The sequence below is a fragment of the Winslowiella toletana genome, assembly GCF_017875465.1.
GTDB lineage: Bacteria > Pseudomonadota > Gammaproteobacteria > Enterobacterales > Enterobacteriaceae > Erwinia > Erwinia toletana.
The window spans coordinates 637,674-662,611 of the sequence record NZ_JAGGMQ010000001.1 but is presented as its reverse complement, the minus strand read 5'-3'; the positions used below and the strand labels follow the sequence as shown (position 1 = coordinate 662,611).

The 24,938-nt window shown below is 53.1% G+C and carries 19 protein-coding genes; 8 read left to right on the top strand and 11 right to left on the bottom strand.

Translation table 11 applies throughout. The features are described 5' to 3' along the window. Positions 1 to 65: 65 nt before the first annotated feature. The 4 genes from J2125_RS25240 to J2125_RS03195 all read right to left on the bottom strand — a co-directional run bounded on the left by J2125_RS25240 (position 66) and on the right by J2125_RS03195 (position 4,039). Positions 66 to 1,073, bottom strand: coding sequence for an acyltransferase family protein (locus tag J2125_RS25240; RefSeq protein WP_209499462.1), 1,008 nt, complete (start codon positions 1,071 to 1,073; stop codon positions 66 to 68). Between the two features lie 385 nt (positions 1,074 to 1,458). Beyond that, positions 1,459 to 2,082, bottom strand: coding sequence for an HAD family hydrolase (locus J2125_RS03205; protein ID WP_017800202.1), 624 nt, complete (start codon positions 2,080 to 2,082; stop codon positions 1,459 to 1,461). Then, a complete protein-coding gene (locus J2125_RS03200) occupies positions 2,079 to 2,975 on the bottom strand; it encodes an NAD-dependent epimerase/dehydratase family protein (protein ID WP_017800201.1) in 897 nt (298 codons plus the stop codon). Before J2125_RS03200 ends, J2125_RS03205 begins: the two co-directional genes overlap by 4 nt. Continuing rightward, the gene (locus J2125_RS03195; RefSeq protein ID WP_026111587.1) at positions 2,972 to 4,039 is read right to left on the bottom strand and encodes an ATP-grasp domain-containing protein; all 1,068 of its coding nucleotides are present in this window, start codon (positions 4,037 to 4,039) and stop codon (positions 2,972 to 2,974) included. Before J2125_RS03195 ends, J2125_RS03200 begins: the two co-directional genes overlap by 4 nt. A 531-nt stretch (positions 4,040 to 4,570) precedes the next feature. Between J2125_RS03195 and pqqU the strand changes: the two genes are divergently transcribed. From pqqU to J2125_RS03180, 3 genes are all read left to right on the top strand, one after another. Continuing rightward, positions 4,571 to 6,718, top strand: a complete 2,148-nt coding sequence (pqqU, locus tag J2125_RS03190; protein WP_017800199.1) for a TonB-dependent receptor PqqU — start codon at positions 4,571 to 4,573, stop codon at positions 6,716 to 6,718. Positions 6,719 to 7,000: 282 nt separating this feature from the next. Continuing rightward, a complete protein-coding gene (locus J2125_RS03185; RefSeq protein WP_017800198.1) occupies positions 7,001 to 9,394 on the top strand; it encodes a glucose/quinate/shikimate family membrane-bound PQQ-dependent dehydrogenase in 2,394 nt (797 codons plus the stop codon). A 302-nt stretch (positions 9,395 to 9,696) separates the two neighbouring features. Next, positions 9,697 to 13,881: a hypothetical protein gene (locus tag J2125_RS03180; protein WP_157819434.1), complete on the top strand. Its 4,185-nt coding sequence runs from the start codon at positions 9,697 to 9,699 to the stop codon at positions 13,879 to 13,881. Positions 13,882 to 13,914: 33 nt separating this feature from the next. On the opposite strand, the gene J2125_RS03175 is transcribed toward J2125_RS03180, so the two are convergent. Next, the gene (locus J2125_RS03175; protein WP_026111586.1) at positions 13,915 to 15,063 is read right to left on the bottom strand and encodes an acyltransferase family protein; all 1,149 of its coding nucleotides are present in this window, start codon (positions 15,061 to 15,063) and stop codon (positions 13,915 to 13,917) included. Positions 15,064 to 15,337: 274 nt separating this feature from the next. Here J2125_RS03175 and dacD point away from each other — a divergent pair, with 274 nt between their 5' ends. From dacD to J2125_RS03155, 4 genes are all read left to right on the top strand, one after another. Beyond that, complete coding sequence (gene dacD / locus J2125_RS03170) at positions 15,338 to 16,507, top strand: serine-type D-Ala-D-Ala carboxypeptidase DacD (RefSeq protein ID WP_017800195.1); 1,170 nt, start codon at positions 15,338 to 15,340, stop codon at positions 16,505 to 16,507. Between the two features lie 141 nt (positions 16,508 to 16,648). Then, entirely contained in the window at positions 16,649 to 17,113 is a 465-nt protein-coding gene (gene sbmC, locus J2125_RS03165) for a DNA gyrase inhibitor SbmC (protein ID WP_017800194.1), read from the top strand. 204 nt (positions 17,114 to 17,317) lie between these two features. Beyond that, positions 17,318 to 18,376 (top strand): FUSC family protein, encoded by a 1,059-nt coding sequence (locus J2125_RS03160; RefSeq protein WP_017800193.1) that lies wholly within the window; start codon positions 17,318 to 17,320, stop codon positions 18,374 to 18,376. A gap of 182 nt (positions 18,377 to 18,558) precedes the next feature. Then, positions 18,559 to 18,882, top strand: coding sequence for a DUF496 family protein (locus J2125_RS03155; RefSeq protein WP_017800192.1), 324 nt, complete (start codon positions 18,559 to 18,561; stop codon positions 18,880 to 18,882). A gap of 104 nt (positions 18,883 to 18,986) precedes the next feature. On the opposite strand, the gene J2125_RS03150 is transcribed toward J2125_RS03155, so the two are convergent. Further along, positions 18,987 to 20,069 (bottom strand): LacI family DNA-binding transcriptional regulator, encoded by a 1,083-nt coding sequence (locus tag J2125_RS03150; protein ID WP_017800191.1) that lies wholly within the window; start codon positions 20,067 to 20,069, stop codon positions 18,987 to 18,989. Between the two features lie 134 nt (positions 20,070 to 20,203). Here J2125_RS03150 and J2125_RS03145 point away from each other — a divergent pair, with 134 nt between their 5' ends. Next, on the top strand, positions 20,204 to 20,995 hold the full coding sequence (locus J2125_RS03145; protein ID WP_017800190.1) for a YdcF family protein: 792 nt from the start codon (positions 20,204 to 20,206) through the stop codon (positions 20,993 to 20,995). Here J2125_RS03145 and J2125_RS03140 read toward each other — a convergent pair. Genes J2125_RS03140 through citF form a run of 5 tightly spaced genes read right to left on the bottom strand, consistent with a single transcriptional unit; the run spans position 20,986 to position 24,914 of the window. Further along, the gene (locus J2125_RS03140) at positions 20,986 to 21,438 is read right to left on the bottom strand and encodes a type II toxin-antitoxin system RatA family toxin (protein WP_017800189.1); all 453 of its coding nucleotides are present in this window, start codon (positions 21,436 to 21,438) and stop codon (positions 20,986 to 20,988) included. The two genes, J2125_RS03145 and J2125_RS03140, sit on opposite strands and share 10 nt — an antisense overlap. Before the next feature lie 60 nt (positions 21,439 to 21,498). Then, entirely contained in the window at positions 21,499 to 22,032 is a 534-nt protein-coding gene (locus J2125_RS03135) for an RBBP9/YdeN family alpha/beta hydrolase (RefSeq protein WP_017800188.1), read from the bottom strand. Further along, positions 22,029 to 22,871, bottom strand: coding sequence for a triphosphoribosyl-dephospho-CoA synthase CitG (citG, locus tag J2125_RS03130; protein ID WP_017800187.1), 843 nt, complete (start codon positions 22,869 to 22,871; stop codon positions 22,029 to 22,031). The genes J2125_RS03135 and citG overlap by 4 nt, the downstream gene beginning before the upstream one ends. Continuing rightward, complete coding sequence (citX, locus tag J2125_RS03125) at positions 22,849 to 23,388, bottom strand: citrate lyase holo-[acyl-carrier protein] synthase (protein WP_017800186.1); 540 nt, start codon at positions 23,386 to 23,388, stop codon at positions 22,849 to 22,851. The genes citG and citX overlap by 23 nt, the downstream gene beginning before the upstream one ends. Beyond that, positions 23,388 to 24,914: a citrate lyase subunit alpha gene (gene citF, locus J2125_RS03120; RefSeq protein ID WP_017800185.1), complete on the bottom strand. Its 1,527-nt coding sequence runs from the start codon at positions 24,912 to 24,914 to the stop codon at positions 23,388 to 23,390. Before citF ends, citX begins: the two co-directional genes overlap by 1 nt. Positions 24,915 to 24,938 lie beyond the last annotated feature (24 nt).

Sequence of the window (24,938 nt, the reverse complement as noted above, 5' to 3'; positions counted from 1 at the left end):
ACGGGCAGACTTGAGTGAATTAGAAGATCCTGTTCTTAACGATATCTGACCAGGCTCGAAATTTTTTAACTTAATATTTTTTTAACTATTTTATTGCATAAATTAGTGACGCAAAAACCTATAACTAGAGAAATTATAATTGAAGTTATAAACGCAATAGGTACAGCTATAGGGTTATTGATGTTGTTAAATGATTGTGAAATATAAAAAATAACCTTATGATGAACCAAGAAAGTCGCGAAAGAGTATTTTGCTATAAAACTTATCACTCTTGCAATGTTTCTATCAATAAGTAAATGATTACCGAGGTAAGCAAGTAATATAAACAAAAGACATGGGTAAATGAACGATTTAACTAGCGGTTCAAGAATAAATAAACTTGTAAATCCTGTTATGAATAATATTGCATTTATCTGGTTGTTTTTTGATAGTGAATAATAACAATAATTCATCCCGAATATCATTAAATTAGCCTGAAATATCGGATTTGTCCATTTTTTCAATGTGAATAATTCAGTATAATAGTAATTTGTAATGATGCTAATAGTTAATACTGATATCGTAAGGAGTAGTGGGTTTATTTTTATAAGGAATAACATTAATGGGAATAATATATAAAGTATGATTATCATCCCTAAAAACCATTCACCTACCATATAATAAGTTGGGATTATTTGGTTTATCAGTCCATCCAGCCCGATGAATGAAAATATTAAAGTCCAGGCTTGTGCGTTATTCGGCAGATGACCATAATAAATGTACCCGGATAAGGCAGCCAGGGAATAACTCAACCAAAATGAAGGGTATATAGATAAGAACCTTTTTAAATAGAAGTCACCCGGGTTAAAATTCGGGTTGTTAAGGTTGCTGTTCATTAGGGAGAAACCAGACACTATCACGAAAACACCAACGGCAATTGAACCCAAGTCTGTAGATTTATCAAAGGTTGAAACAAGGTCTATTTTTTTCTCACCTTTAACTATAGAGATCTGAATGAAAAAATGAAATATTATAACCATTATCAGAGATATGGCTCTAATAAAATCTATATAGAACAGACGATTCTTATTCATTAAATACCATGCCAGATAAATGAACAGTTGTTTCTACATTATGCTATTATGAACACTTTATATCAATTAATTAATCAATGAAATTCCAACTTTATCTTAAGCTGCCCGCTAGCAGTATTTGGGAAAAGCCCATTTTACCGATAATGTAGGGTAAAATCTGTTTGCGGCAGGCTGGAGGGCGATATTTTCTGGCTTGCACTGGACTTTTGTTAACTGGGATCGATTATAATATGAGATGCAGAGTTGCAGAGTTGCAGAGTTGCAGAGTTGCAGAGTTGCAGAGTTGCAGAGTTGTTGAGAGATGAGATAATGGCTTGTATAAGCTATTATATTCATATAAGCACCGTCAGATTGCAGGCAGTGCTTTTATGATAGCAGTGAGAGTTCAACCCTTTGGTAACTCTTGCACCAGCGCAGTGGCTGACTCGATAATGCAGGTCGGTTGATATTCCGTTAAGGAATTCCTGGTCATAAAGCCACTTAGCACTGCACATGTCCGGATACCTAATGCGCGTCCGACCTGAATGTCTTTACCGGTATCGCCAATCATCCAGTCGTGGCTTGCCAGGTTAGCGATATGTTCACTGATCAATGATTCCTTACTGTGCTTCTGTTCGGTAACCATTATTTCATCGAAATATTGCAGTAAATTAAGGCTGGTCAGTTGTTTTAGTACAGGATCACGCAGTTGCCGGGCGGTACATACATGGAGATTAGCCGCAAGCTTTAGTTTCTCCAGCGCCTTGTGCATGCCGCTGAAGTTAAGATCCAAAGCGAGCATTTCGGGGCTTTCAATAAGGCTCATCCATTGCCTGGAAAACCCGGCAATCTCGTCTTCACCGTATCCAAACTCACGCGATAGAATAGCCTCGTGCGAAAGTCTGGCATACTTAAAATCCCAGTATTGTTGATATGTCAGCTTCGAAGCCGGAACCAGTTGCTGAAAAAGAGTATACAACCGCGGCTTTGAATCGATCAGCGTTCCGTCCAGATCAAATATAATATTCATTTTAGATTTTCAAAATAAGCAAACTCTGTGCTTAATCCAGTTGTAAAATCAGTCTCAGCTGGCAGTAAGTATTTTTTTAGTTTCTCGTTGTCAAAAACGAGATCCCGTTTTACGCCGTTAAAATCTTTCGCAATTACTTCAACCGATCTGCCACTTAACAGTATGAGTTTATCAAGTACCTCTTTAATCGACACGGCATGACCACCAACAAGGTTGATTACTCCTGCATTCTCATCCAGATTTACGCTAGCCAAAATCGCCTTGATGACATCGTCGATATAGATAAAGCTTCTTAACTCTGAGCCATCACCATACAGTTCGACCCCTCCACCATTAACGATGCTTTTAATGGTTTTGGGCATAAACTTGGCAAATTTTTCCTCACCGGGACCGTAGACATGACCAACTCGTAGAATCTGGCTTGAAATGCCTTTTTGCGCCGCGAAAATGGAAACCAACTGCTCACAGTATAGCTTTGACCAGCCATATAACGTCGCAGGTTGTGTTGGCGTGAGTTCAGAAATTTTTGGTTCTGCGGAATATACATCGACAGTGCTGGTAAAGACGACTTTTTTAAGATTGTTAAAGGGTAACTTCAACAATTGCTCAGTAAAGAAAATATTCTCATTACAGGCACTGATGGCGTTCGCTTCGCCACCATTTTTAGGGATAAAAGCACCAATATGAAGGATGGTTTCAATTGTCTCGAGTAGTGTTATATCAGGCGCACTCAACCCAAAATCAACTAATTCTCTCTGATAAACAATGCTGGTACATTTGGTGTTTTTCTGTGAACTGAAGGCGACAACATTTCCGTCGCCCCACGCCGCGATTGCAGCATCAAGCAGTTTTCCACCAATAAAACCCGATGCTCCAGTAATTAATACTTTCATAGGAAAGTAATCTCGTTTTGGATACCTTCTGATGTGGTCAGTTTAGGTGGGGTATCCATACCACGCAGCCACATCAAACCATCAGGCAGAGGGTTCACCCTGGTCTTAAGCTCCGGGAACTCGCCGTACAGTGCAATATCTTTGAAAATCTCAGGCATATTCAAACCTGCTTCTGCGAAGAATTGCACAGTGGTAAAGAAGCGTGAAATATTGATTTCAGTCGGGTTTGGCACACCATTGCGATCATAGGCCATATCTACCCCAAAAATACCATGCGGCTTTTTATCTACGGCTTTTACGCAATTGGTGGCGATCTCAGTAGCCAGATCGTTAGTGCATGTCACACCGACTTTTGTTACGCCGGTAACGCCAGAGATACTTCTGTTGCCATGAGTCCAGCTGCTACGTTCGCGTGACTGCGCTACGACGAGATTACCTTCATGCCAGATTGAGAGCCAGGTGATAGTTTGCGACTCTAACATTTCGGCCGCTACAAAATCACCCCAACCCTTATAGTGATCAATCCATGCCTTAGCGAGAGAGAAGTCTGCTGTCGGGATAGAACCCTTACCACCGCCGCCGATTGAGGATGCACGAAGCCAAATTTTCCCATCGCCGTGGCCTAACGTGCTAAACGCTTCGCGCAGATCATTCTCGTCATTAATCATAATATTACGAGGAACCGGGATGCCAGCATCCTTAAACGCTGTATACGATTTATGTTTATGTACGCAGGTGTCAATGACGTCATGATCAGGCATATACAGTTTTGTGCCTGTTGCGAGAATATCTTCACGAATAAGAGAGGCATGGTAAATCTCCAGATCATTCTGAAAGTGCAATAAATCTGGCTTTTCTGCATTAAGGATTTGAATTAGCTTATCTTTATACTCAGGAGTGTTTGCATAGGGAATATAAAATTTCTTGCTCGCTTTTGATAACGCGAGATCGGTAGGTTCTGAACCCATGCCGATAACAGTTTCATCTTTACGACCCATTAAGAGAGAGTTGATGACACCTTCAGAAGGCGCGCCACCGGCTCCTGCGATAAGTATTTTAGACATGCTGGGCTCCAAATTATGAAGTAAAAATTCACACTGTGCGAAAACGTAGATACTCTATCAAGATAGGGTAACATGATGTTGTGTATAGACATATAGATTACTACAGGTTGCGCAAGTCAGCTGTTTGTTGTAAGCACAATTACTAATAATGCATTTTTTCGCACGAATAAAAGGGTTAATTTCTTATTCGCTGATTGTAACATTTCCTTAAACTTCCCCGCTGAATCAATTCAGCCTTTCCCCCGCTAAACAGTTCGCAAGCAAATCAATAACTGTTACAATGATCACGTTTTTCTGCAACATCTCATTTTCGTTTGCATTGAAGGCCCTTGTCGCACCGCGGTCGGTGACCCGGAGCAGATGCCAGTGGGTTGAAAACCAGGCAAATTAAGCAACTGCCTTTATACTTTTGGCAGCGGCGATACGCCGTGGCTGCTCAGTGCTGTGTTGATGAAGAGCGGGTGACTTCTCTCCGGGTTTTTGTCCTGAGAAGAATTGTTGAAGTGTTAACTCTAAAAATGAATCATTCCAGTGAACAATAAAACCTCTGCTTTTATTCTGACTCCGCTGTTTCTGTTACAACCCTTTTCTGTCAGCTATGCGCAGTCTTCTGCCACCTCCGCCAGCGAACCCGCCGGTTCGCAGGGCTCTTCTCTGATCGTTATTAAACAGCGCACTGGCTTATCCGAGCTGGACACTCCGGCCGCTGTCAGCGTGATTGACGGCCAGGATCTGCGTAACAGCACCGCGCAGGTCAACCTGTCGGAAAGCCTTGGCAGCGTGCCAGGCCTGCAAATTCAGAACCGCCAGAACTATGCGCAGGATTTGCAACTGTCAGTACGCGGCTTCGGTAGCCGTTCGATGTATGGCGTGCGTGGGGTGCGTATCTATGTTGATGGTATTCCGGCCACCATGCCGGATGGCCAGGGGCAGACCTCCAATATCGATATTAACTCTGTCGACAAGGTCGAAGTGCTGCGCGGACCTTACTCTGCACTGTACGGCAACGCTTCCGGCGGCGTGGTGAATATCGATACTGAAACCGGCACCCAGCCAACCACCTTGCAGGCCGGTACGTATTACGGCAGCTACGGCAGTGTTCGCAACAGTGTTAAAGCTACCGGTGCCACCGGCGACGGCAGCCATGCTGGCGACGTTAATTATGCGATTTCCGGCTCGCGCTTTACCACCCATGGCTATCGCGACCATAGCGGCACGCAGAAGAGCCTCGGCAACGGTAAGTTTGGCGTGCGCCTTGATGATGTCAGCACCCTGACGCTGCTGTTTAACAGCGTCTCGGTTGACGCTAACGATCCCGGTGGATTGTCAGAGTCCGAATGGAAAGATAACCCGCGTCAGTCGCCGCGCGGCGATCAGTACAATACCCGTAAATCCCTCGATCAAACGCAGGTTGGTCTGCGCTATCAGCGTCAGATAAGCGAAAACGACGAGCTGACGATGATGGCGTGGCACGGCGAGCGTCATACCACTCAGTATCAGTCGATCCCGATGTCGCCTCAGTTAAACCCAGGCCATGCGGGCGGGGTGATTGTGCTGGAAAGAAAATATCAGGGGATCGATACGCGCTGGAAGCATCAGGACAGTATCGGTTCAGTGCCGTTCAGCCTGACCGGCGGCATTGATTACGAAACCATGACTGAACGTCGTCAGGGTTTCGAGAACTATAATCTGAACAACGGCGTGGTGGAGTATGGTGAGAAGGGCGCGCAGCGTCGTAACGAAAAGAACCAGATGTGGAATCTCGATCCCTATCTGCAAACCAGCTGGAATCTGACTTCACAGTGGACGCTGGATGCCGGTGTGCGTTACAGCACAGTGAATTTCGACTCCAAAGATTATTACATCACCAATGGCAATGGCGACGACAGCGGCAGCGCTCGCTATCACAAACTGCTGCCAATGGGGTCGATTAACTATGCGGCGACACCCGCCTGGAATCTCTACTTCTCGGCAGGACGCGGTTTCGAAACGCCAACCATTAATGAGCTTTCTTACCGTTCCGATGGTCAGACCGGCCTGAATACCGGATTGCAGCCTGCCACCAGCGATACTTTTGAGCTGGGCAGCAAAAACCGTGTCGGCAATGGCCTGATCACCGCAGCATTGTTTCAGACCAATACCGACAATGAACTGATTGTCGCGGAGAGCAGCGGTGGGCGCGCCAGCTATACCAATGCCGGTAAAACCCGTCGTCGCGGCATTGAGCTGGGCGTCGATCAACAGTTTGGCATGGACTGGCGCATGAAGATGGCGTGGACGCTGCTGGATGCCACTTTCCGTAATGAAACCTGTGGCGTCAGCTGTACCCCGTCCGGCAACCGTCTGCCAGGTATTGCGCGCAATATGGGCTACGCTTCGCTGGAGTGGGCGCCGGAAGCGGGCTGGCACGCCGGTGCGGATATCCGTTATATGAGCGATATTCAGGTTAACGATGAAAACAGCGCGCAGGCGCCGTCTTATACCGTTGCCAGCCTGAACAGCGGCTATCGTTTTAACTGGAGCAGCTGGTCGCTCGATCTGTTTGGCCGGGTAGATAACCTGTTTGACCGCCAGTATGTCGGTTCAGTAATCGTCAATGAAGGCAATGGCCGTTACTTTGAACCGGCGCCGGGACGCAACTGGGGCGGCGGCGCGACGCTGACTTACAGCTTTGAATAATTTACCCGTCATACTTCAAGCCGCATCTTTGTTGGCTGCGTTCACTCACCCGAATCACGTAGTTAACTACGCTCATCGGGATTCGTTCGCTTGCCGCCTTGATGCGAGTTGAATTATTTAGGGTAAAAGCGGCTGATACGCCGCTAACAGAATCCAGCAAGCCGATCGCGTTTTGTGATCGGTGCGAAACGCCCGGATGGATAATCAGACACAAACCGGGCGTTTTTGAAGATTTAGCTTAATCTCTAAATCGACGATGTTAAATTTTGGTAAGGTAAAAATATGAAAAATGGAACTTCGTTATCACGAGTTCTGCTGATACTCACGGTGCTGTTTGCAGCCCTGAGTGGTGTGTACTTGTTAGTCGGTGGTATCTGGCTGGCGAAACTGGGCGGCTCACTGTATTACATCGTGGCTGGTCTGGTGATGCTAATCACTGCCTGGTTGCTGTTCCGCCGTCGTACCGTCGCGCTGCTGCTCTACGCGATTTTCCTGCTCTGCACCACCGTCTGGTCATTGTGGGAAGTCGGTTCTGATTTCTGGGCGCTGACGCCGCGTCTGGACGTTACCTTCTTCTTCGGCTTGTGGATTGTATTACCGCTGATCTGGCGCGGTCTGCCGTCTGGCGGCAAGCTGGCGCGTGGCGCGCTGGCGGCATCGCTGCTGTTTACGGTAATTGTTCTGGCTTACTCCGTGTTCAACGATCCGCAAGAGATCAATGGCACTCTGACGTCAGATCAGACCGCGGCGATTGAGAAGAATGCACAGGGTATTCCTGACGGTGACTGGCCAGCCTATGGTCGCACCCAGGAAGGGACGCGTTATTCGCCACTGAACCAGATTAACGATAAAAATGTCGGTGAGCTGAAAGAGGCATGGACCTTCCGCACTGGCGATCTGAAAACCGCTAACGATCCGGGTGAAATCACCGACGAAGTGACGCCGATTAAAATCCGCGATTCCCTCTATCTCTGTACCCCGCACCAGAAGCTGATTGCGCTGGATGCTGCCAGTGGTAAAGAGAAATGGCGCTTTGATCCGCAGCTGAAAACCAATCCAACCTTCCAGCATGTGACCTGCCGTGGCGTTTCTTATCATGAAACGCCGGCTGTCGCTGAGGCGCAAGCCGCAGGCACGCAACCGGCACTTTGCGCGCGTCGCATTATCCTGCCGGTCAATGATGGCCATTTGTATGCGCTGGATGCGGAAACCGGTGCACGCTGTGCAGAGTTTGGTGATAACGGCGATGTGAATCTGCAAGCCAATATGCCAAATGCCCGCGCAGGCGCTTATGAGCCGACGTCACCGCCAGTAATCACCGACAAGGTGATTGTGATTGCCGGTGCGGTAACGGATAACTACTCAACGCGTGAGCCGTCAGGCGTGATCCGTGGCTTTGATGTTAACAGTGGCAAACTGCTGTGGGCCTTCGATACCGGCGCGAAAGATCCGAATAAAGTGCCGGGAGTGGATGAGCACTATACGCCGAACTCACCAAACTCGTGGGCGCCAGCTGCGTATGACGCGAAGCTGGATATCGTCTACCTGCCAATTGGTGTCGCGACCCCTGATATCTGGGGCGGCAACCGTACGCCGGAGATGGAGCGTTATGCTACCGGTCTGCTGGCGCTGAACGCTACTACCGGCAAACTGGCATGGTTCTACCAGACCGTTCACCACGATCTGTGGGATATGGATGTTCCGGCTCAGCCGACGCTGGCGGATATCGATGATAAAAACGGTAACAAGGTTCCGGTCGTCTATGTGCCGACCAAAACCGGCGATATCTTTGTGCTCGATCGTCGCGACGGTAAACCTGTCACGCCAGCGCCGGAAATGCAGGTGCCGCAGGGACCCGCTAAAGGCGACCGCCTGTCACCAACCCAGCCTTACTCTGAGCTCTCTTTCCGTCCGAAAGCGCATCTGCAGGGTAAAGATATGTGGGGCGCGACCATCTACGATCAGCTGATCTGTCGTGTGATGTTCCACAGCCTGCGTTATGAAGGTCCGTTTACACCGCCTTCAGAGCAGGGGACGCTGGTATTCCCGGGTAACCTCGGTATGTTCGAATGGGGTGGCATCTCTGTAGATACCAACCGTCAGCTGGCAATCGCTAACCCGATGGCGCTGCCGTTTGTATCAAAACTGATCCCACGTGGTCCGGGCAATCCTATGGAGCCTGATGAGAACGATAAAGGCGGCACCGGTACTGAATCCGGCGTTCAGCCGCAGTACGGCGTGCCTTACGGCGTGACGCTGAATCCGTTCCTGTCGCCGCTTGGCTTCCCATGTAAGCAACCGTCATGGGGCTATATCTCCGCGGTAGATCTGAAAACCAACGATATCGTGTGGAAAAAACGCATCGGTACCGTACGTGACAGCTCTCCGGTGCCATTACCATTTAAGATGGGCATGCCGATGCTGGGTGCGCCAATGACCACCGCAGGCAACGTGTTCTTTATCGGCGCAACAGCGGATAACTATCTGCGCGCCTTTAACGTCTCTGACGGTAAACAACTGTGGGAAGCACGTCTGCCGGCAGGTGGACAGGCGACGCCAATGACCTATGAAGTGAACGGTAAGCAATATGTTCTGATTGCTGCCGGTGGTCATGGTTCATTTGGCACTAAGCTGGGCGACTATATTGTGGCTTATGCACTGCCTGACCAGAAATAACTGACAGGCTGTAACCTTAAACGCCCGATTTTATCGGGCGTTTTTTTTCGTCTGTTGATCACCGCCAGGTGATTTTTGGAAGCGAATAGCGTCATTCTGCGTTATTAACCCGTTGCTGCCTGCGTGCGCAAACAGCAACTGGGTATTTTCGAAACAGCTTGCTGATATATATCCCGTTATCAGGAGTGATTATGTATCCCGTTGCTTCTGCCAGTCATGGCTCTGTTAGCAGAAACAGTTCCTCCGTCAGTCCACCTGTTGTGGTCTCTTCACCCCCCCCTGCGGCCCCGTCGGGAAACTATTTGTCAACGTTAAGCGCGGAACGCTATGGGGCAATAATCAATGATTTAGGTCATAACGGATTATGGAACACGGAGGTAATGGAGCTGACGCCTTTTATTGCGCTGAATCTCCCCGGCTGGGAACAGGTTGCGCTGCGCATTGAAGACGAGGAGAGTCGCTGCGTGCTGTTTTTACCGGCGATGCGGGAGCAAGCCAATATGCTGATTGTAATGCGTCAGCAGCAAAATCAGCGCGGTCAGTTATTTTATCAGCCGCTGGTGGGGCAACGTTTTGAGGAGGTCACGACCGGTGAGTATGGCGACCACTTTTTAGCCGCGCTCTATGCGGCAAATTTTGATCTGCTGCCTGGTCAGTTAGGAAGCCATGAAGTGGGCGGCTTTCGGCAGCAGCTGCTGTATACCCTGGAACATAATCAACATTGTCGTGATTTTATCGAACGACACTTTTACCACTGGGCGCCAGCAGCGCCGGTTGCCACGCCACCTTATCGCGGCAATAACGACGATTTTGAGCATTATCTCTCCACCATCGGTTTTTCGATTATCGCGCGCGGTGAGGATGTTTATCGTCAGCTGCCGCAAATCCGTGAAGCGCTGGTGCTGTTTGATAACAGTTTGCTCTACACCCTGAACCATAGCGCGCAAAATACCTCACGTCTGGCGGGGATCCTTGCGCGACGACTGGGGATCCGCCCGAATCAGGTCACACCTGCGATGCTGGAAAAGGCCCGTACGCGTCTCGTCAGTTATCATCGCCTTACCCAGCGCTATCTGCAGCAGGACGCCAGCCAGTTTTTGCTCTCGCGGCCAAATAGCCAGCGCCGGGGGGTTAGCGCGCAGGCGTTTCCCTGTGACAGCCAAAACCGTATCGTGTTTACCACGATTAATCATGAGGCCGTATTTCTGGAGATATTGCAGGTGGTGCCCCATGAAATCAGTCATATGTTGCCGGACGACAGGGAGTCGACTAATGACTACTGGTATGATTTTAGCTATGGCACGCCTGAGGAGCTGCGGCGCACAACCGCAGGCATCGCCGCGATGGTAGCAGAGGAGGAAGAGAGCGGATCACTGCAGGGGTTTACCGAACTGATACTGGCGAAAATTTGTGATGACCTGATGATGAACACCGGGTCGCCAGCGGGGATGCGCAGGACGCAGTTTCTGGAAATGCTGGAGCGTATAAGAGGCGCGGCGCTGGACGATGATCGATGGCAGCAATTTCTGCGCTACGCACAGCAATATTATCCGGTATCGGCGGAGTGGTTAAACACGCTGCGCCTGGAGATTTATACCAATCGTGTCTGGAGTCAGCTTGCGCTGGTCAGCGGCCTGAATCCAACCAGCCCTGCGGGTTTACTGGCGGGTATTCATGCCGATAAAGAGCTGTTATTACAGGTTATTCTGCAAAATGCCGACTCGCTGGTCACGCTGGTGATCAGTTACGATGAGCAGCTCTCCAGGCAGTTAGACCGCCAGGGACACCGGTTTATTCGGCCCAATGTCTCGTCAGATAGTTTTGATACGTTATCGGATACCAGCATGACGTCGGAACCCGGCTATACCGCGCTGGCGCATCCCGAGACGCTCACGCCTTACCAGCTGCACTGCGCGCTGGAGGATCTGGCGCAGGCCGCGACCACTCTGGCTGACACCCGGCAGGCTGAAGGCGCTGATATGCTGGCTGTTGGTCGTTTTCTGGCGCGAACAGCAGCGAGAATTGCCACGCGTCTCGGTTATCTGACGGGCCAGCAGTCAGCGCTGCCGCAGATCAGCACCACCCTGTTTCTCACCACCCTGAGAAAAATGTTAGCGGAAAAGCTGATGACGCCAGGGCAGATTCTGAACATTATCCTGCCAGGTTGCCGCTATCAGGGCTGGTCACTGTGCGATGCCGTCGTCAGTCACTTTTGGTGTGGGGGCAAACTACTGGCATGGCAGCAACTGGTCGCGGACTGTTTGAGCCTGCTGCGCTGGCCGGTCCGGCACAGCTATCAGGATGATTTTATCTCCTCTCCCTGCGGGCGGGCGTTTCTGCAAGCGCTGGCCAATCAGCTGCGCGACATTGCCCCTTACAGCGACAGTTACCCGGAGGTGATTAATACCCTGAAGATGATGATCCAGGGCGGTCTGATCCCCTTCAGCTATCAACTGGCGTTCGATATTCGCAGCCTCGTGCCGCTTAGCGTCGACCCCACGCCGCCGCAGGCAGTGATGGATGTCTTCAGCACCCTGAATTATGTCAGAGAGTTCAGACATATCATTAATGAAGAACAGATTCAGCGTCTGCAACTGGCGGATATGCTGGCGGGGCTGGCAACGCAGCATCGCTGGTTTGTCGTCGGGGAAAATGAAGACGGGGAGATGCAATATTTCTTTGATCCGCAGGGCAATGATATCAGCGCGCAACCGCCGCAGCTGGAGAATAACGAACGGGTGCTGGTGGTTCGCGGCAATACGCTTCAGCTGTATCTGCAGACAGCCGAGGGACCGCGCGATCTGGGCAGTAGTCAGTGGCCGTCGGGGGATAATCTTGCGCTGATTGCCGGAGTGCAGCAGCTTACCGGTTATCCGTTAACTAACCCACCGATGATCAATCAGCAATTTCTAAGAGCGATATCGCTCAACATCCCCGCTCAGCCCGCGACGGAAGCCGTTGTGCCAGCTGCAGCAATGTCAGCGACCAGCTGGCTGGCTGGCCCGAATAATACCAGCCAGATTCACAAACATGCTGAGAAAATTCACCGTTATTTAGATAAGTACCTGGAGGAAATGACGGCGGATAACCGGTTTACTCATCGGGGAAGGAAGGGGCCGCTGTACATGATTAAAACATCGGTAAAGGAACTGGCTGCGCGCAAAATAAGTGGCGCTGAAAGGGCTGACTTAAACGCCATCGCCGGATGGATAAAAAAAATTGAAGCGCAACTGCAACAGATAAGCAGCAGTCAGGGGATTGATCTGCGCATGGAGCATTTTAATACGCTGCCCAATGTTTTTCATCAGATGCGACAATGTTCGTCAGGTCTGAGGCGCAGTTACAGGCAGAACCCGCGAGATAAAAAGAACTCGGCTCCCTGCCAGCGCGAAATTAATAAGATTGAGGCACAGAGCGAAAAGGGGATAAGCCTTACGCTTAAAACCAAAGGTAAAATCCATTCAAAGAGCAGTAAGGGCGGAGATGGCGCGCCCGCACGTTATTACGCCCGGATACGTAAGTATGCCGCAGCTGAGCAACGGACAATGGCGGAAAACCGTGCTCCGTCATTTCCGCCAGCGTCAAGTGCTGACTCCTTTGCGGATATGTTGAACCTGGCGTTTGACGGCGCTATTGAGATGATCTCCCGCACGCCATTTTCCGCTGAATTTGCGCAGCAGTGCCTGCAGCGTGATAAAGAAACGGAGCAAGAAAAAAACAGAGAGCGGGCGATGCGTGATGCCAGGGCGCAGGAGTTGATGGCGCAAGTCCAGAGTCAACTGGAGAACTTAAGCTTTGAAGTTCAACAGTGGCTGGCGGGGCGTAATGAGCCGCGGGCAGGGCGTCGCCAGCATCTGGTGTGGCTGACCGATGATCACGGCATCAGTGAGGGCGCGAGTGATGCCACTGGCAGTAACGCGGTTGCTGAACAACCAGCGGCTGAGCAGCAGGCGGCGCAATGTGTCAGCATTGCGCCCGCACCCGTCAGCGAGGCGGGGGCCGTTGCGGTAAGCAGCGGTGTGATGATTAACCGCGGCGGCGGGGGAACGGTGACGCAACTACTGCCGCCCGGCTCGCTGCCACAACGACCACCGCAGGGCAGGCAGTGGACTGCCCCCGTTCCTGCTCAGCCCTTCAATCATCTGCCACACAGTGGAACCAATATCAGGACGATGAGTGAACTGCTAAGCCACGAACCCGCCCCTGAGCCGCAGATAACCGAGGCGATCCTGCGTATCAGCACCCGCCCCCCGGCACGACCTTCATCTGCTCCAGCGCCCGAAACCCCCAGCCCGCAACAGATACGCGACCTTCGTCTGCAGTTTTTTGGCCGCGGAGGTTTCCAGGCGGCGCCGGAACCGGAAATTAACCGCCAGGCACGCATTGCCGAAACGGCCGCAGGACAACATCGACGAATGGTGATGGCTTCCTCACGGGTAAGACTGTTTGATGCGCAAAATAACGCCAAAAAAAATCCGCAACCCTGAGGGCTGCGGATCTTATCGCGTATTCCGCCAGCGTTAGCTGGCGATATCGGAGGCGGCCGGACGCGGCGCCAGCACGCGTTTACCCAGCAGAATGCCTGGCTTCTCAACAAAGCGATACAGCAGGGTGGCAATGGCGTAAGTCAGCGGAATACAGATGGCGCAGACAATGCCGAAACGCAGCGGCGCGCTGACGCCATCCATATGGTAGTCACGCAGCAGCAGGGCGATAGCAGGCACCACAATCAACAGATGCAACAGATAGACCGAGTAAGAGACATCACCCAGCCAGGTGCTGAAGCGGTTGGTCAGAATGGCGCGCGGCAGCGCGATGGCTTTCTGCATCATCGCGCCCGGCCGGTATTGCCATAAAATGGCGGCCATACCGATAATCATCACTGCTTCCATCACAATAGCCAGCTTGCTTAAATCACTGCTAATCACCGCACTCAGCACCGGCGCAATTAATGCCGCCAGCAGATAACCGGGATGTTTTTTCCGCACCGCTTCGGCCAGCAGCATACCCGCCATAAACATATGCAGTTTAATCAGAATCATCGACGGCATGGCAAAGGCTTCATAGTAGCTGGCGAGGGCAAAACGTCCTGCGGCGCACACCGCCATCAGGACCAGCAGCGTCGGGATATAACCGAGACGCAGCGTCAGCAGCATAATAAACGGGAACAGCAGGTAGAACTGCATTTCCAGGCCGATGCTCCAGTCCGGTAATACCGTATTAAAACTGTAACCCGGTAAAAAACCAAAGGTGAAACTGAGATGAGAAACAATATTGCCCAGTGACTGGTCGGCATAACGGGAGGTTTCAGTCGCGGTAGAGGGGAAGAATTGCGCAATGGTATCGCGCATCTCGCCGTACCAGTGACCATTGACCATCGCCACAATCAGCAACAGGTAGTAGAGCGGAGCAATACGGAAGAATCGTCGGATCCAGAATTTCTTAACGGTACTTACGCTATTCCACGGCTCTTTTTGCTGACGTTCAATATAGTTTTTCGCCATCAGATAACCTGACAGCAAGATAAACAGATCGACCCCCATGCTGGGCATCGAAATGATTGGGATGGTGCAGTGAACCAGCAAGCTGACATGTCCCAGCAACACCCATAGCGAAGCGAATCCTCGCAGGCCCTCTAACTCTGTTGACCATCCTCTTGATGTCGACATCTCTACCTCAGAATAATTTACAATCCACAGGTCGAGGGTAGTTGATTAGGAATTCTTAACAATGTTGATGATTCTTAAAAAGAAAATTATCGGATTATCCCTGGGTGTATGAGTACCACTTCAACCTGTTTCTGACGCTTTTCTTACAAAAACAGTGCAGAAGCGGTACGGAAAATTATTCATATTTACTTGCAATTGATTAACGCAATCACAGGATGATTACCGTAAAACATCGCCCTGATTAACGAAATGTTTTTGATTAGAGGATGAACTGTTGAAAAGGCGTCAGCTTGCAAGTTTTAGTCTGTTTTTGGCTTTTGTTTCCCTGGCGCATGCCGATGAGAGTGCGATGCCTTTCCCGTTAACCCCGCCAGCCGTTGATGCGGCCTCCTGGGCGCTGATGGATGCCACCACCGGCCAGATCCTTACCGAGGGCAATGCCGATCAGCGGCGTAATCCTGCCAGCCTGACCAAGCTGATGACCGGCTATGTGGTTGATCGTGCAATTGATAATGGCCATATCACCCGTGACGATATTGTAACAGTGGGTAACGATGCCTGGGGCGCAGGTAATCCGGTATTTAAAGGTTCGTCACTGATGTTTCTGAAACCCGGCGAGAAAGTGACGGTGCGTGACCTCAGCCGCGGGGTAATTATCGATTCTGGTAATGATGCCTGTGTGGCGCTGGCGGATTATGTCGCCGGCAGCGAAGCGGGTTTCGTTAAAATGATGAATGAGTATGTGACTAAACTCGGTCTGACCAATACCCATTTTGAAACCGTACACGGACTCGACGCGCCGGGACAGTTCACCACCGCGCGCGATCTGGCGAAACTTTCCCGGGCGATTATCCAGGGGGAGCCGGATTTCTATCAGATGTACGGCGAGAAATCCCTGACCTGGAACGGCATCACCCAGCAGAATCGTAATGGTCTGCTGTGGGATAAAACCCTGCATGTAGACGGGCTGAAAACCGGTCATACCGAAAGCGCGGGCTTTAATATCATCGCTTCCAGCGTTGAAGGGCAGCGCCGCCTGATTGCGGTTGTGATGGGCGGTAAAAGCACCAAAGGCCGTGAAGAGCAGGCGCGTAAGCTGCTGACCTGGGGCCAGAACAGTTTTGATACCGTACAGCTGTTCCATGCCGGTAAAGCTATCGGCCATGAAACCGTCTGGTACGGTAATCCGCATCAGGTAGACGTTGGTGTCGACAACGATATTTATCTGTCACTGCCGCGCGACCAGGTGAAAAGTATTAAAGCGAAATACGTTATCGACCGCAAAGAGCTGGAAGCGCCGCTGAAAGCCCATGAACAGATTGGCACTATCCAGCTGATGGCGGGTGATAAGCCGATTGCCAGCTATCCGCTGATGACATTGCAGGGCGTCGCCACCGCAGGTATCGTGACCCGTATTGAAGATTATCTGAAACTGACATTCTGATGTTCACGGGCGCGTGAACTGCGCGCCCGTATTACCCCTTCCCTGATCCTCTTATCTGATTATTGCCGCCGCGATCGGAGATTGCGCTGTGCGCCATACGCTATTATCGATGGCTAATCAGCCAATATAAGGAGCAAACAGATGAATGTTCAGATTATGCAACTACCGCAGCGTACCATTGCGGGTTATCGCCTGATTGGTCCCTGGCCGCAGACGGCGCCGGCGGGTTTTGAAAAATTATCTCACTGGGTCAAGCAACATCAGATTGTCGGCGGCGACTGGCTGGCGGTTTACTACGATAATCCGGAAGTGGTGCCGGAAGAGGCGCTGCGTATTGATACCGCCATCAGCGTGCCTGATGATTTTGTGCTGCCGTCGCACAGCGATGAAGTGGAGATTCGTCATCTGGCGGCTGGCACTTATGCGGTAGCGCAGGTGCGGGTTGAGGATGGTGATTTTGCCAAACCCTGGCTGGCAATGTTTGCGTGGCTGGCTGGCAGCGATTACCACAAAGCCGATGCTCCCTGTTTCGATCGCTACCTGAATGATGGATCGCTTAGCGGCATCTGGGAATTTGAGATTTGTGTGCCGGTGATTAAATCCTGAACAGCGTGCCGCCAGCCGCAGGAATAGCTGCCAAACCAGTTGATAATCAAAGATTAATGGCCTGTTGGTGTAGTGTTAATTAAGCCAGGCAATAAGGTAAAACCGGCAAAAACGGTGTTGAAATAGCGATAATGGGTTTAAAACCGTACAAATCGATCGGTTATGATAAGCCCCGAAATCCTTATTACTCACCGGAGAACACCTTTGCGCCCCGACAAGCCGCTTTCGGCCATTGAATTCAGCATTTACCGGCATTACCGGATTGTGCATGGTTGCCGTATCTCACTGGCGTTTGTGCTGACCTTTTTACTGGTGCGCGGGCTGGATATTCCCGAAGGCACCTGGCCATTAATCACCCTGGTGGTGGTGATGGGGCCCATCTCGTCGTGGGGTAACGTGCTGCCGCGAGCGGTGCAGCGCATTGGCGGCACGCTGTTTGGCTCCATCTCCGGCCTGATTGCGCTGAAACTGGAACTGATCTCGCTGCCGGGGATGCTGGCATGGTGCGCGGTGGTGGTGTTTCTCAGCGGTTACCTGGCGCTGGGCAAACACCCCTATATGGCGCTGCTGATCGGCATTACTCTCGCGGTGGTCTGCGGCGCACCGGCAGGTGATTTCGAAACGGCGCTGTGGCGCGGTGGCGATGTGATCCTCGGCTCGGTGCTGGCGCTGCTGTTTAGCAGTATCTATCCGCAGAAGGCCTATACCCACTGGCGCATTAAACTCTCCGACGCGCTCTCTTCAATGGCGAAACTGCATCATGCCGGTTTCTCGCCAAATCTGGTGGAACAACCACGGCTGACCAGACATATGCAGCGGTTGCTGACTGACGTGGTGAAAATGCGCGCCTTCCTTGATCCCGCCAGCAAAGAGACACGCATACCGAAGTCAGTGCTGGATGGCATCCAGACCGTTAATCGCAATATGCTGTGTACGCTGGAACTGCAAATCAATGCCTGGTGGTCGTCGCGTGAGAGTCACCTGCTGATGCTGAATGCGCAGACTCTGCGTCGTACCCAGCAGATGACCGGGCAGACTTTACAGGCGCTGTCGGCGGCGCTGCTAAGCGCCGATACCAGCAAACTGGCGGCGACCAGCGCCGAAATGGCGGAAATCTCGCAGGAGCTGAAACAGCTGATCGCCGAAGCCAACAGCGACCCGCGGGTAGAAACCCAGATTCACGGCTATGTCTGGCTCAGCCTGGAGCTGACGCGTCAGCTGGAACGTTTGTCGGATCTGATTCGGCTGGCGATGCGGAAGTAGATGATCAAAGTGACGACGGCAGAGCTTTAACAACAACTTACTGCGCCGCTGGCACTTTTCGCGCTAAGATAAGCGCCTGTCCGAATTTGAATGTGAAGAATTGCCAACGGCGACAGTGAGCCGCTAAGCTGAAGGCTACGACAATTACGCCTGCCTCTGCAGGCCCAATGAAGGGTGTCATCATGGAAAACGCAAAGCAATCTTTTCAGGACGTGCTGGAGTTCGTACGTATGTTCCGTCGTAAGAATAAACTGCAGCGTGAAATTCACGACAACGAAAAGAAAATTCGTGATAACCAGAAACGTGTGCTGTTGCTGGATAACCTCGGCGAATATATCAAGCCAGGTATGAGCATTGAAGCGATTCAGGAGATTATCTCCAGCATGCGTAGCGACTATGAAGATCGCGTTGATGACTACATCATCAAAAACGCCGACCTGTCGAAAGAGCGTCGCGAACTGTCGAAGAAACTGAAAGCGATGGGCGAGCCGAAGCCACAGGAATAACGTTCCCCTGACAATCTGCAACATCGTAGGGGAGCCGTTTTCGGCTCCCGCTCAAATAGCAGGCACAGTGCTAACCTGTGATACGGGCGGCGAGAACGCCGCCCCTACGGTTTAATCTTCAACCGCCTTAATTGCTGCGCCAGTGATGCTAACTGGTCGGCGACCTCGCGAATATCCGCTCCCTGATCCACGCTGGCCGTGGTTTCGCGCACCACCAGTTCGGTGGCTAATGGCGCAAGCTGCTCTCCCTGTTGACTCTGCATCGCCGCTACCAGGCAATCAACACTCTGCTGACCCAGTAAACGAATATCCTGACGAATGGTGGTCAGCGGTGGCTGATACCAGGCGCTTTCCGCCGTATCGTCATAGCCAACCACTGAGATTTGTTGCGGGATGCGGATACCATGCTGGTGCAGGGCGCGCATCGCACCCAGCGCCATCTGATCGTTAGCGACCAGCAGCGCCGTTGGCAGATTATCCGGCAGCAGCGATCTGACCGCCTGATAGCCCGACTGCGCGCTCCAGTCTCCCTGATGCACCGAATGGGGCGCCAGCTGATATCCGGCCAGCGCACGTTGCCACGCCTGAAAACGCTGCATTGCGGAAACCGAGGTGAGCGGACCATTAATCAGCGCAATCTGGCGGTGGCCCAGGGCATACAGATGTTCCACACCCTGGCGCGCGCCTTCGCTGGCGCTGAACTGGCAGCGATTAACCGTGGCGTCACTGGCGACATCCATAAACAGACAGGGCAGCTGACCCGTCAGTTTATCCAGCGCCAGCGCTTCATCATTCTGCAACGGCAGATTCAGCAGCAATCCGTCGACGCGCTGCGCCAGTAAATCATTTACTGCCGCCTGCGCGGAGGGGAAGCCGGGCAGGTCGGCCATCGCAATCACCAGCTGATAACCGAGAGCGGCGGCGCGATGCTGAATCGCTGAAGCAATTTGCGCCGGGGCCAGCAGCATCAGATCGGTGGTGGCCAGCCCGATGGAGCGGGTGGCTTTGCCTGCCAGCTGCTGGGCGACGCGGTTAGGCACATAGTTAAGTTGCAGCATCGCCGCACTGACTTTTTCGCGTGTGGCGGCGGAAACCTTGGCCGAATGATTCAGCACGCGTGAGACGGTCTGATAGGAGACGCCGGCCAGTTTCGCCACGTCTTCAAGGGTCACCGAACGGGATGTCATGGCTATCTCCTGAATATGTTGGCGCGAGTGTAGCAAATAATGCACGTAGTCTGAAAATGGTCGCGCAGGGTTTTACAGCACAGGTCAGATATCTGATGATAGCTATCACTATGATGTTGCTTAAGGAAACTGAAATGTCGCAGACAGCAATGGATCCGGCGCAATGCGCAGCGGTTAATACCCTTGCCCGCTGGCTGGCGCTGGATGATGTAACACCACAGCGCGCGACGCTACAGGCTGATCTGCTGGTGCTGGCGGGGCATGCGGTATTACCGAATATCGAAGGGGCTTTCACCCTTGCGCGCGAATATCAGCTGCCGCTGTTGCTGAGCGGCGGTATCGGTCATTCGACGGTTTTTCTCGCCGAAGCGATGGCGGCGCATCCGCGTTATCAGCATCTGCACACTAATGGATTATCAGAAGCGGCGATGTTGCGTGCTATTGCGCTGGAGTGCTTTGATATTCCGGCGGAGAGGATTTTAAGCGAAGAAGCTTCGACCAACTGCGGACAGAACGCTGCTTTTAGCTGTCAGCTGCTGACGGAGAAAGCGATTAACGCGCAGCGTATCGTGCTGGTGCAGGATCCACTGATGCAGCGGCGCACATTTGCCACCTTTAGCCATCACTGGCAGCAGGCCGGGCTGACGGCAACCTTTTTAAACTGGCCGGTGCTGGTGCCGCAGCTTGAGCTGAATTATGGCGGTGCACAGTTCAGCGGCAAACCTGGCGCAGGCATCTGGTCGCTGGATCGCTTTCTGTCACTGCTGCTGGGGGAAATCCCACGCTTAAGGGATGATGCCTGTGGCTATGGTCCGCAGGGAAAAAACTTTATTGCCCACGTGGATATTCCGGCAGAGGTTGAGGCGGCGTTTCAGTTATTAACGCAGAGTCCTTTACCGGAAGCGGTGGCGCAACGTCACTGGTGAGGCGGCTGTGGATAAATATCCTGCGCACGGCGAATAAACAGCCCCGGCAGCATGCGCACCACCATACTGAAAAACGGCGCCAGCGCCAGCTTCAGCAACGGATTAGCAAAGCGATAGCCGACGGTGAAGGTGATGCTGCATTGCTGCTCCGACAGCGCCGTAAAGCGCCATTCACCTTCAAAGGCGGAGAGAAACGAGCCTTCGCTCAGCTTCAGATGCAGTGCGTTATCGGGGTCAAAGGTCGCAAGGGTGGTGAGACTCAGTTGCAACGGCGGTTTGTGTTGCAGACCAATGCGTACCCGTTTGGTGTTTTCACCGCTGTCGAGGATCTCGACGCGGTGGCACCACGGCAGAAAGTCGGGGTAGGCGGCCACATCGGCGATCAGCTGATACATCTGCTGCTGACTGAATGCCACCACCACGGTTTTTTCGAAAGACGTCATTGCCAGCCTTATTTATCGGTTCCCTGCTGCATGCTGTGATCTATAACAGAGCGACAGCGATCAGTCCAACGTCCGTGGGCAAAGCGTGGCGGCAAAATCAATAACCTGCGCCAGTCCCCACTGCCACGGGCCAAAACCAGCTTCGCTGTTAATATGTCCCGCTTCACCAATATCCAGCAGCGTACTGCCCCAGGCCGCGGCCCAGAAACCGGCGCGGGCATACGGCAGCAGCGGATCGTTATGGCTGGCGAACAGCAGGCTGGGGCAGGGCAACGGCTGCGGCAGAATGCGATCCCCGACCAGAAAACGCAGCGGCTCTGCTGGCGCCACTAATACCAGACCGGCAACGCGTTCAGGATGACGGCGCGCCCAGCTTAACGCCGCCAGCGCGCCAAAGCTGTGACCAATCAGCAGCGCGGGCGAACCTTGTGGCGGCAGCTGGCGACTAATCGCATCACACCAGCCATCCAGATCCGGCTGACTCCAGTCACGCTGGGTAATGCGTTTCCAGTGCGGATGTTGTTGCTGCCATGCGCTTTGCCAGTGACCAGCATCGCTGTCACGCAGACCGGGAACCAGCAGAAACTCGATCATGCCGGAAAGGCAGCCAGCACCATGCTGACCGCCAGCAGATCGGCGCTGCCGCCCGGACTGAGATTGCGTAGCGTCAGCTGCTGGTCCATCGCCTGCAGATCGGCAATCTGCCAGTCACTGTTCAGCAACTGGCGTGCGGATTGCTGCACATAGCGCAAGCCAGCAAGGCCGCCACGCGATACCAGATTGGTATCGGCATTCACCGCCATCAGGCGCAACAGCGCCGCCAGCAGGCGTCGGCTGGCATCCTGTTCCTGATACCAGTAAGGCAGCACATAGCGCCGCACGGTGGCAAACCCGCTCTGGGCTTCGCCGCGCGCGCCGCTCAGGCCGTAGCGCTGATAAAGGCGTTCGCCGACCGTCGCCTGACGACCTGACTGCTGTAATTCGCGCATTACCAGGCCACGACACAGCGCCGCCACTTCCGCGCATAATGAGGCCTGGCTGAGCGGCAGCGCACGCTGAGTTAACCGTCCGGCGGCAAAACAGAGCAGACCCAGCGAGAAGATACCGCCTTTATGGCTGTTAACGCCGGCGGTGGCGCTAAACATCGCCTGTTCGCAGGCGATGCCGACCGGCCGCACCTGCGCCAGCGCCTGCATGGCGGGCAGTTCCGCCGCCTGCTGTCCGGCAGTGACAAACTGCGCAAACCACGGCGCAATGGCGGCGATGCTGGCAAGAAACAGCGGCAGATCCATATCGCGATGCGCGCCGCTATTGCTGGCATCAACCAGCCCCGGCTTCGGCGTCAGCCACACCTCCTGCAACAGCGCCTGTTCGGAAAGCAGTGCAGTATCGGTTAACGCCAGCGCCGGGTTAATCACGGGTAAACCAGGCATCGATAATCCCCTCCACTTTGTTCACCACCTGCTCAAGCGGATGCTGGCGCGAACGGGCGCAGGCGTGCGCCGGACCGTCGCAAATCAGGCAGCGGCGGCTGGCTTCATCGAGTGAGCGGCGGCCAATCACTCCCTGCTGCGGGCAAATCACATCAATGTCCCACAGACGGCCAAGGGGATGCTCCGCTTCCAGTGCGACAGTGGCGGCTTTGATCTCCGGCGCGCCGTGATCGATACACCACAGCGCTTCAGCGCCGGTCGGTAGCCACAGTACCTGACGTGCGACAACGCGCCAGTGATGCTGCCAGAACAGCTGATCGCAGGCCTGCAACGCAATGCCCATGGTGCGGTGATAGCGACTGTTATCTTTTACCGCGCCGGGCGTGACTAAGGTCAGGGAAACCAGCGGATGGGCGTAATCGGTTAACCAGCCGGACTGCCGCTGCGCGCGCGCCTCTTTGGCGTCCAGCAGTGCCGACAGGGTAACGCCCGCATGTGCGGGCGTAATCGTTGACATTATGACTCCTCCTGAACCTGACGCACCACATCGATCACCGTACCGTCACGATAGCGGATCACACCGACAATCCGCTGGGTAAAGGCGATGGGTTTTGGTTCACCGGTCAGCGAAATGGCGCGCTGATACAGGGTGTCGATATCCATCACTTTCAGTCCGGCGGCAACCAGGCGCTGACGAATTTCCGGTCGCGCCGGATTAACGGCGATACCGTGGTCAGTGACCAGCACATCAATGCTTTCGCCGGGCGTCACGCGGGTGGTGACGCGCTTCACCACGGTGGGAATACGGCTGCGCAGCAGTGGAGCGACGACAATGGTCAGATTGGCGGCGCTGGCGACATCGCAATGGCCACCGGAAGCGCCGCGCATCACGCCGTCGGAGCCGGTAATCACATTGACGTTAAAGTCGATATCGATCTCCAGCGCACTGAGGATCACTACATCCAGCTGATCGCAGCTGGTGGCTTTCGCCGCCGGGTTGGCGTAGACGTTGGTTGAGATCTCAATATGTCCGGGATTGCGCGCCAGTGAAGCGGCGGCCTGACCGTCAAAGCACTGGGTATCCAGCAGCGTCTCAATCAGCCCTTTTTCGTGTAAATCCACCAGGCTGCCGGTGATGCCGCCCAGCGCAAAACGGGCGACAATCTGCTGGCGCTCCATCTTCTCTTCCATAAAGCGGGTGCAGGCGGTAGCGGACGCGCCGGAGCCGGTCTGCATTGAGAAACCCTGACGAAAATAGCCCGAGTGTTCGATCACCTCAGCGGCGCTGCGTGCAATCATCAGTTCGCGCGTATTACTGGTCACGCGGGCGGCGCCGACGCTGATTTTCGCCGGGTCGCCCACTTCTTCCACCTGCACAATATAGTCGACGCGATCCTGCATAATACTGGCGGGCATATTCGGGAAAGGCACCAGCGCTTCGGTAAGCAGCACCACCTGGCGGGCATACTCCGCATCAACCATCGCATAGCCCAGCGAGCCGCAGCAGGATTTTCCCTGAGTGCCATTGGCATTGCCAAATTCGTCGCTGCACGGCACGCCGAGAAACGCCACGTCGATCTGCAGCTCGCCGTCCTGCAGCAGTTTGACGCGGCCGCCATGGGAGTGGATCTGTACCGGCTCGGCCATCAGGCCATGGGATATCGCATCAGCCAGTTTGCCGCGCATACCGGAGGTGTAAATGCGGGTAATAACGCCAGCCTCGATATGTTCGATCAGCGCTTCGTTGCAGGTCATCAGCGAGCTGGAAGCCAGCGTCAGATTTTTAAATCCCAGCCGCGCAAGGGTGGCGACCACGCGATTAATGGTGCGATCGCCTTCGCGGAAGGCGTGATGAAAGGAGATCGTCATACCATCGCGCAGGCCGCAGCGCGCCACAGCATCTTCAAGGCTGGCGCATAACTTACGCTGATTTTTGCCAGCGGCGTCGTCCAGCCATGGCGTGCTGCTATGGGCGCAGTCAAACGGGCGCAGATCGCGCAGCTGGGGGTACTGCATATGGAGCATTTCAGTCAGATTACTCATTACTCGTTCCTGTTATAGGTTCGC

What these genes read in the sequence shown, in the direction of transcription:
- J2125_RS25240 (WP_209499462.1), bottom strand. Translation starts at nt 1,073, where the DNA reads ATGAATAAGAATCGTCTGTTCTATATAGATTTTATTAGAGCCATATCT.
- J2125_RS03205 (WP_017800202.1), bottom strand. Translation starts at nt 2,082, where the DNA reads ATGAATATTATATTTGATCTGGACGGAACGCTGATCGATTCAAAGCCG.
- J2125_RS03200 (WP_017800201.1), bottom strand. Translation starts at nt 2,975, where the DNA reads ATGAAAGTATTAATTACTGGAGCATCGGGTTTTATTGGTGGAAAACTG.
- J2125_RS03195 (WP_026111587.1), bottom strand. Translation starts at nt 4,039, where the DNA reads ATGTCTAAAATACTTATCGCAGGAGCCGGTGGCGCGCCTTCTGAAGGT.
- J2125_RS03185 (WP_017800198.1), top strand. Translation starts at nt 7,001, where the DNA reads ATGAAAAATGGAACTTCGTTATCACGAGTTCTGCTGATACTCACGGTG.
- J2125_RS03175 (WP_026111586.1), bottom strand. Translation starts at nt 15,063, where the DNA reads ATGTCGACATCAAGAGGATGGTCAACAGAGTTAGAGGGCCTGCGAGGA.
- sbmC (WP_017800194.1), top strand. Translation starts at nt 16,649, where the DNA reads ATGAATGTTCAGATTATGCAACTACCGCAGCGTACCATTGCGGGTTAT.
- J2125_RS03155 (WP_017800192.1), top strand. Translation starts at nt 18,559, where the DNA reads ATGGAAAACGCAAAGCAATCTTTTCAGGACGTGCTGGAGTTCGTACGT.
- J2125_RS03150 (WP_017800191.1), bottom strand. Translation starts at nt 20,069, where the DNA reads ATGACATCCCGTTCGGTGACCCTTGAAGACGTGGCGAAACTGGCCGGC.
- J2125_RS03145 (WP_017800190.1), top strand. Translation starts at nt 20,204, where the DNA reads ATGTCGCAGACAGCAATGGATCCGGCGCAATGCGCAGCGGTTAATACC.
- J2125_RS03140 (WP_017800189.1), bottom strand. Translation starts at nt 21,438, where the DNA reads ATGACGTCTTTCGAAAAAACCGTGGTGGTGGCATTCAGTCAGCAGCAG.
- J2125_RS03135 (WP_017800188.1), bottom strand. Translation starts at nt 22,032, where the DNA reads ATGATCGAGTTTCTGCTGGTTCCCGGTCTGCGTGACAGCGATGCTGGT.
- citG (WP_017800187.1), bottom strand. Translation starts at nt 22,871, where the DNA reads ATGCCTGGTTTACCCGTGATTAACCCGGCGCTGGCGTTAACCGATACT.
- citX (WP_017800186.1), bottom strand. Translation starts at nt 23,388, where the DNA reads ATGTCAACGATTACGCCCGCACATGCGGGCGTTACCCTGTCGGCACTG.
- citF (WP_017800185.1), bottom strand. Translation starts at nt 24,914, where the DNA reads ATGAGTAATCTGACTGAAATGCTCCATATGCAGTACCCCCAGCTGCGC.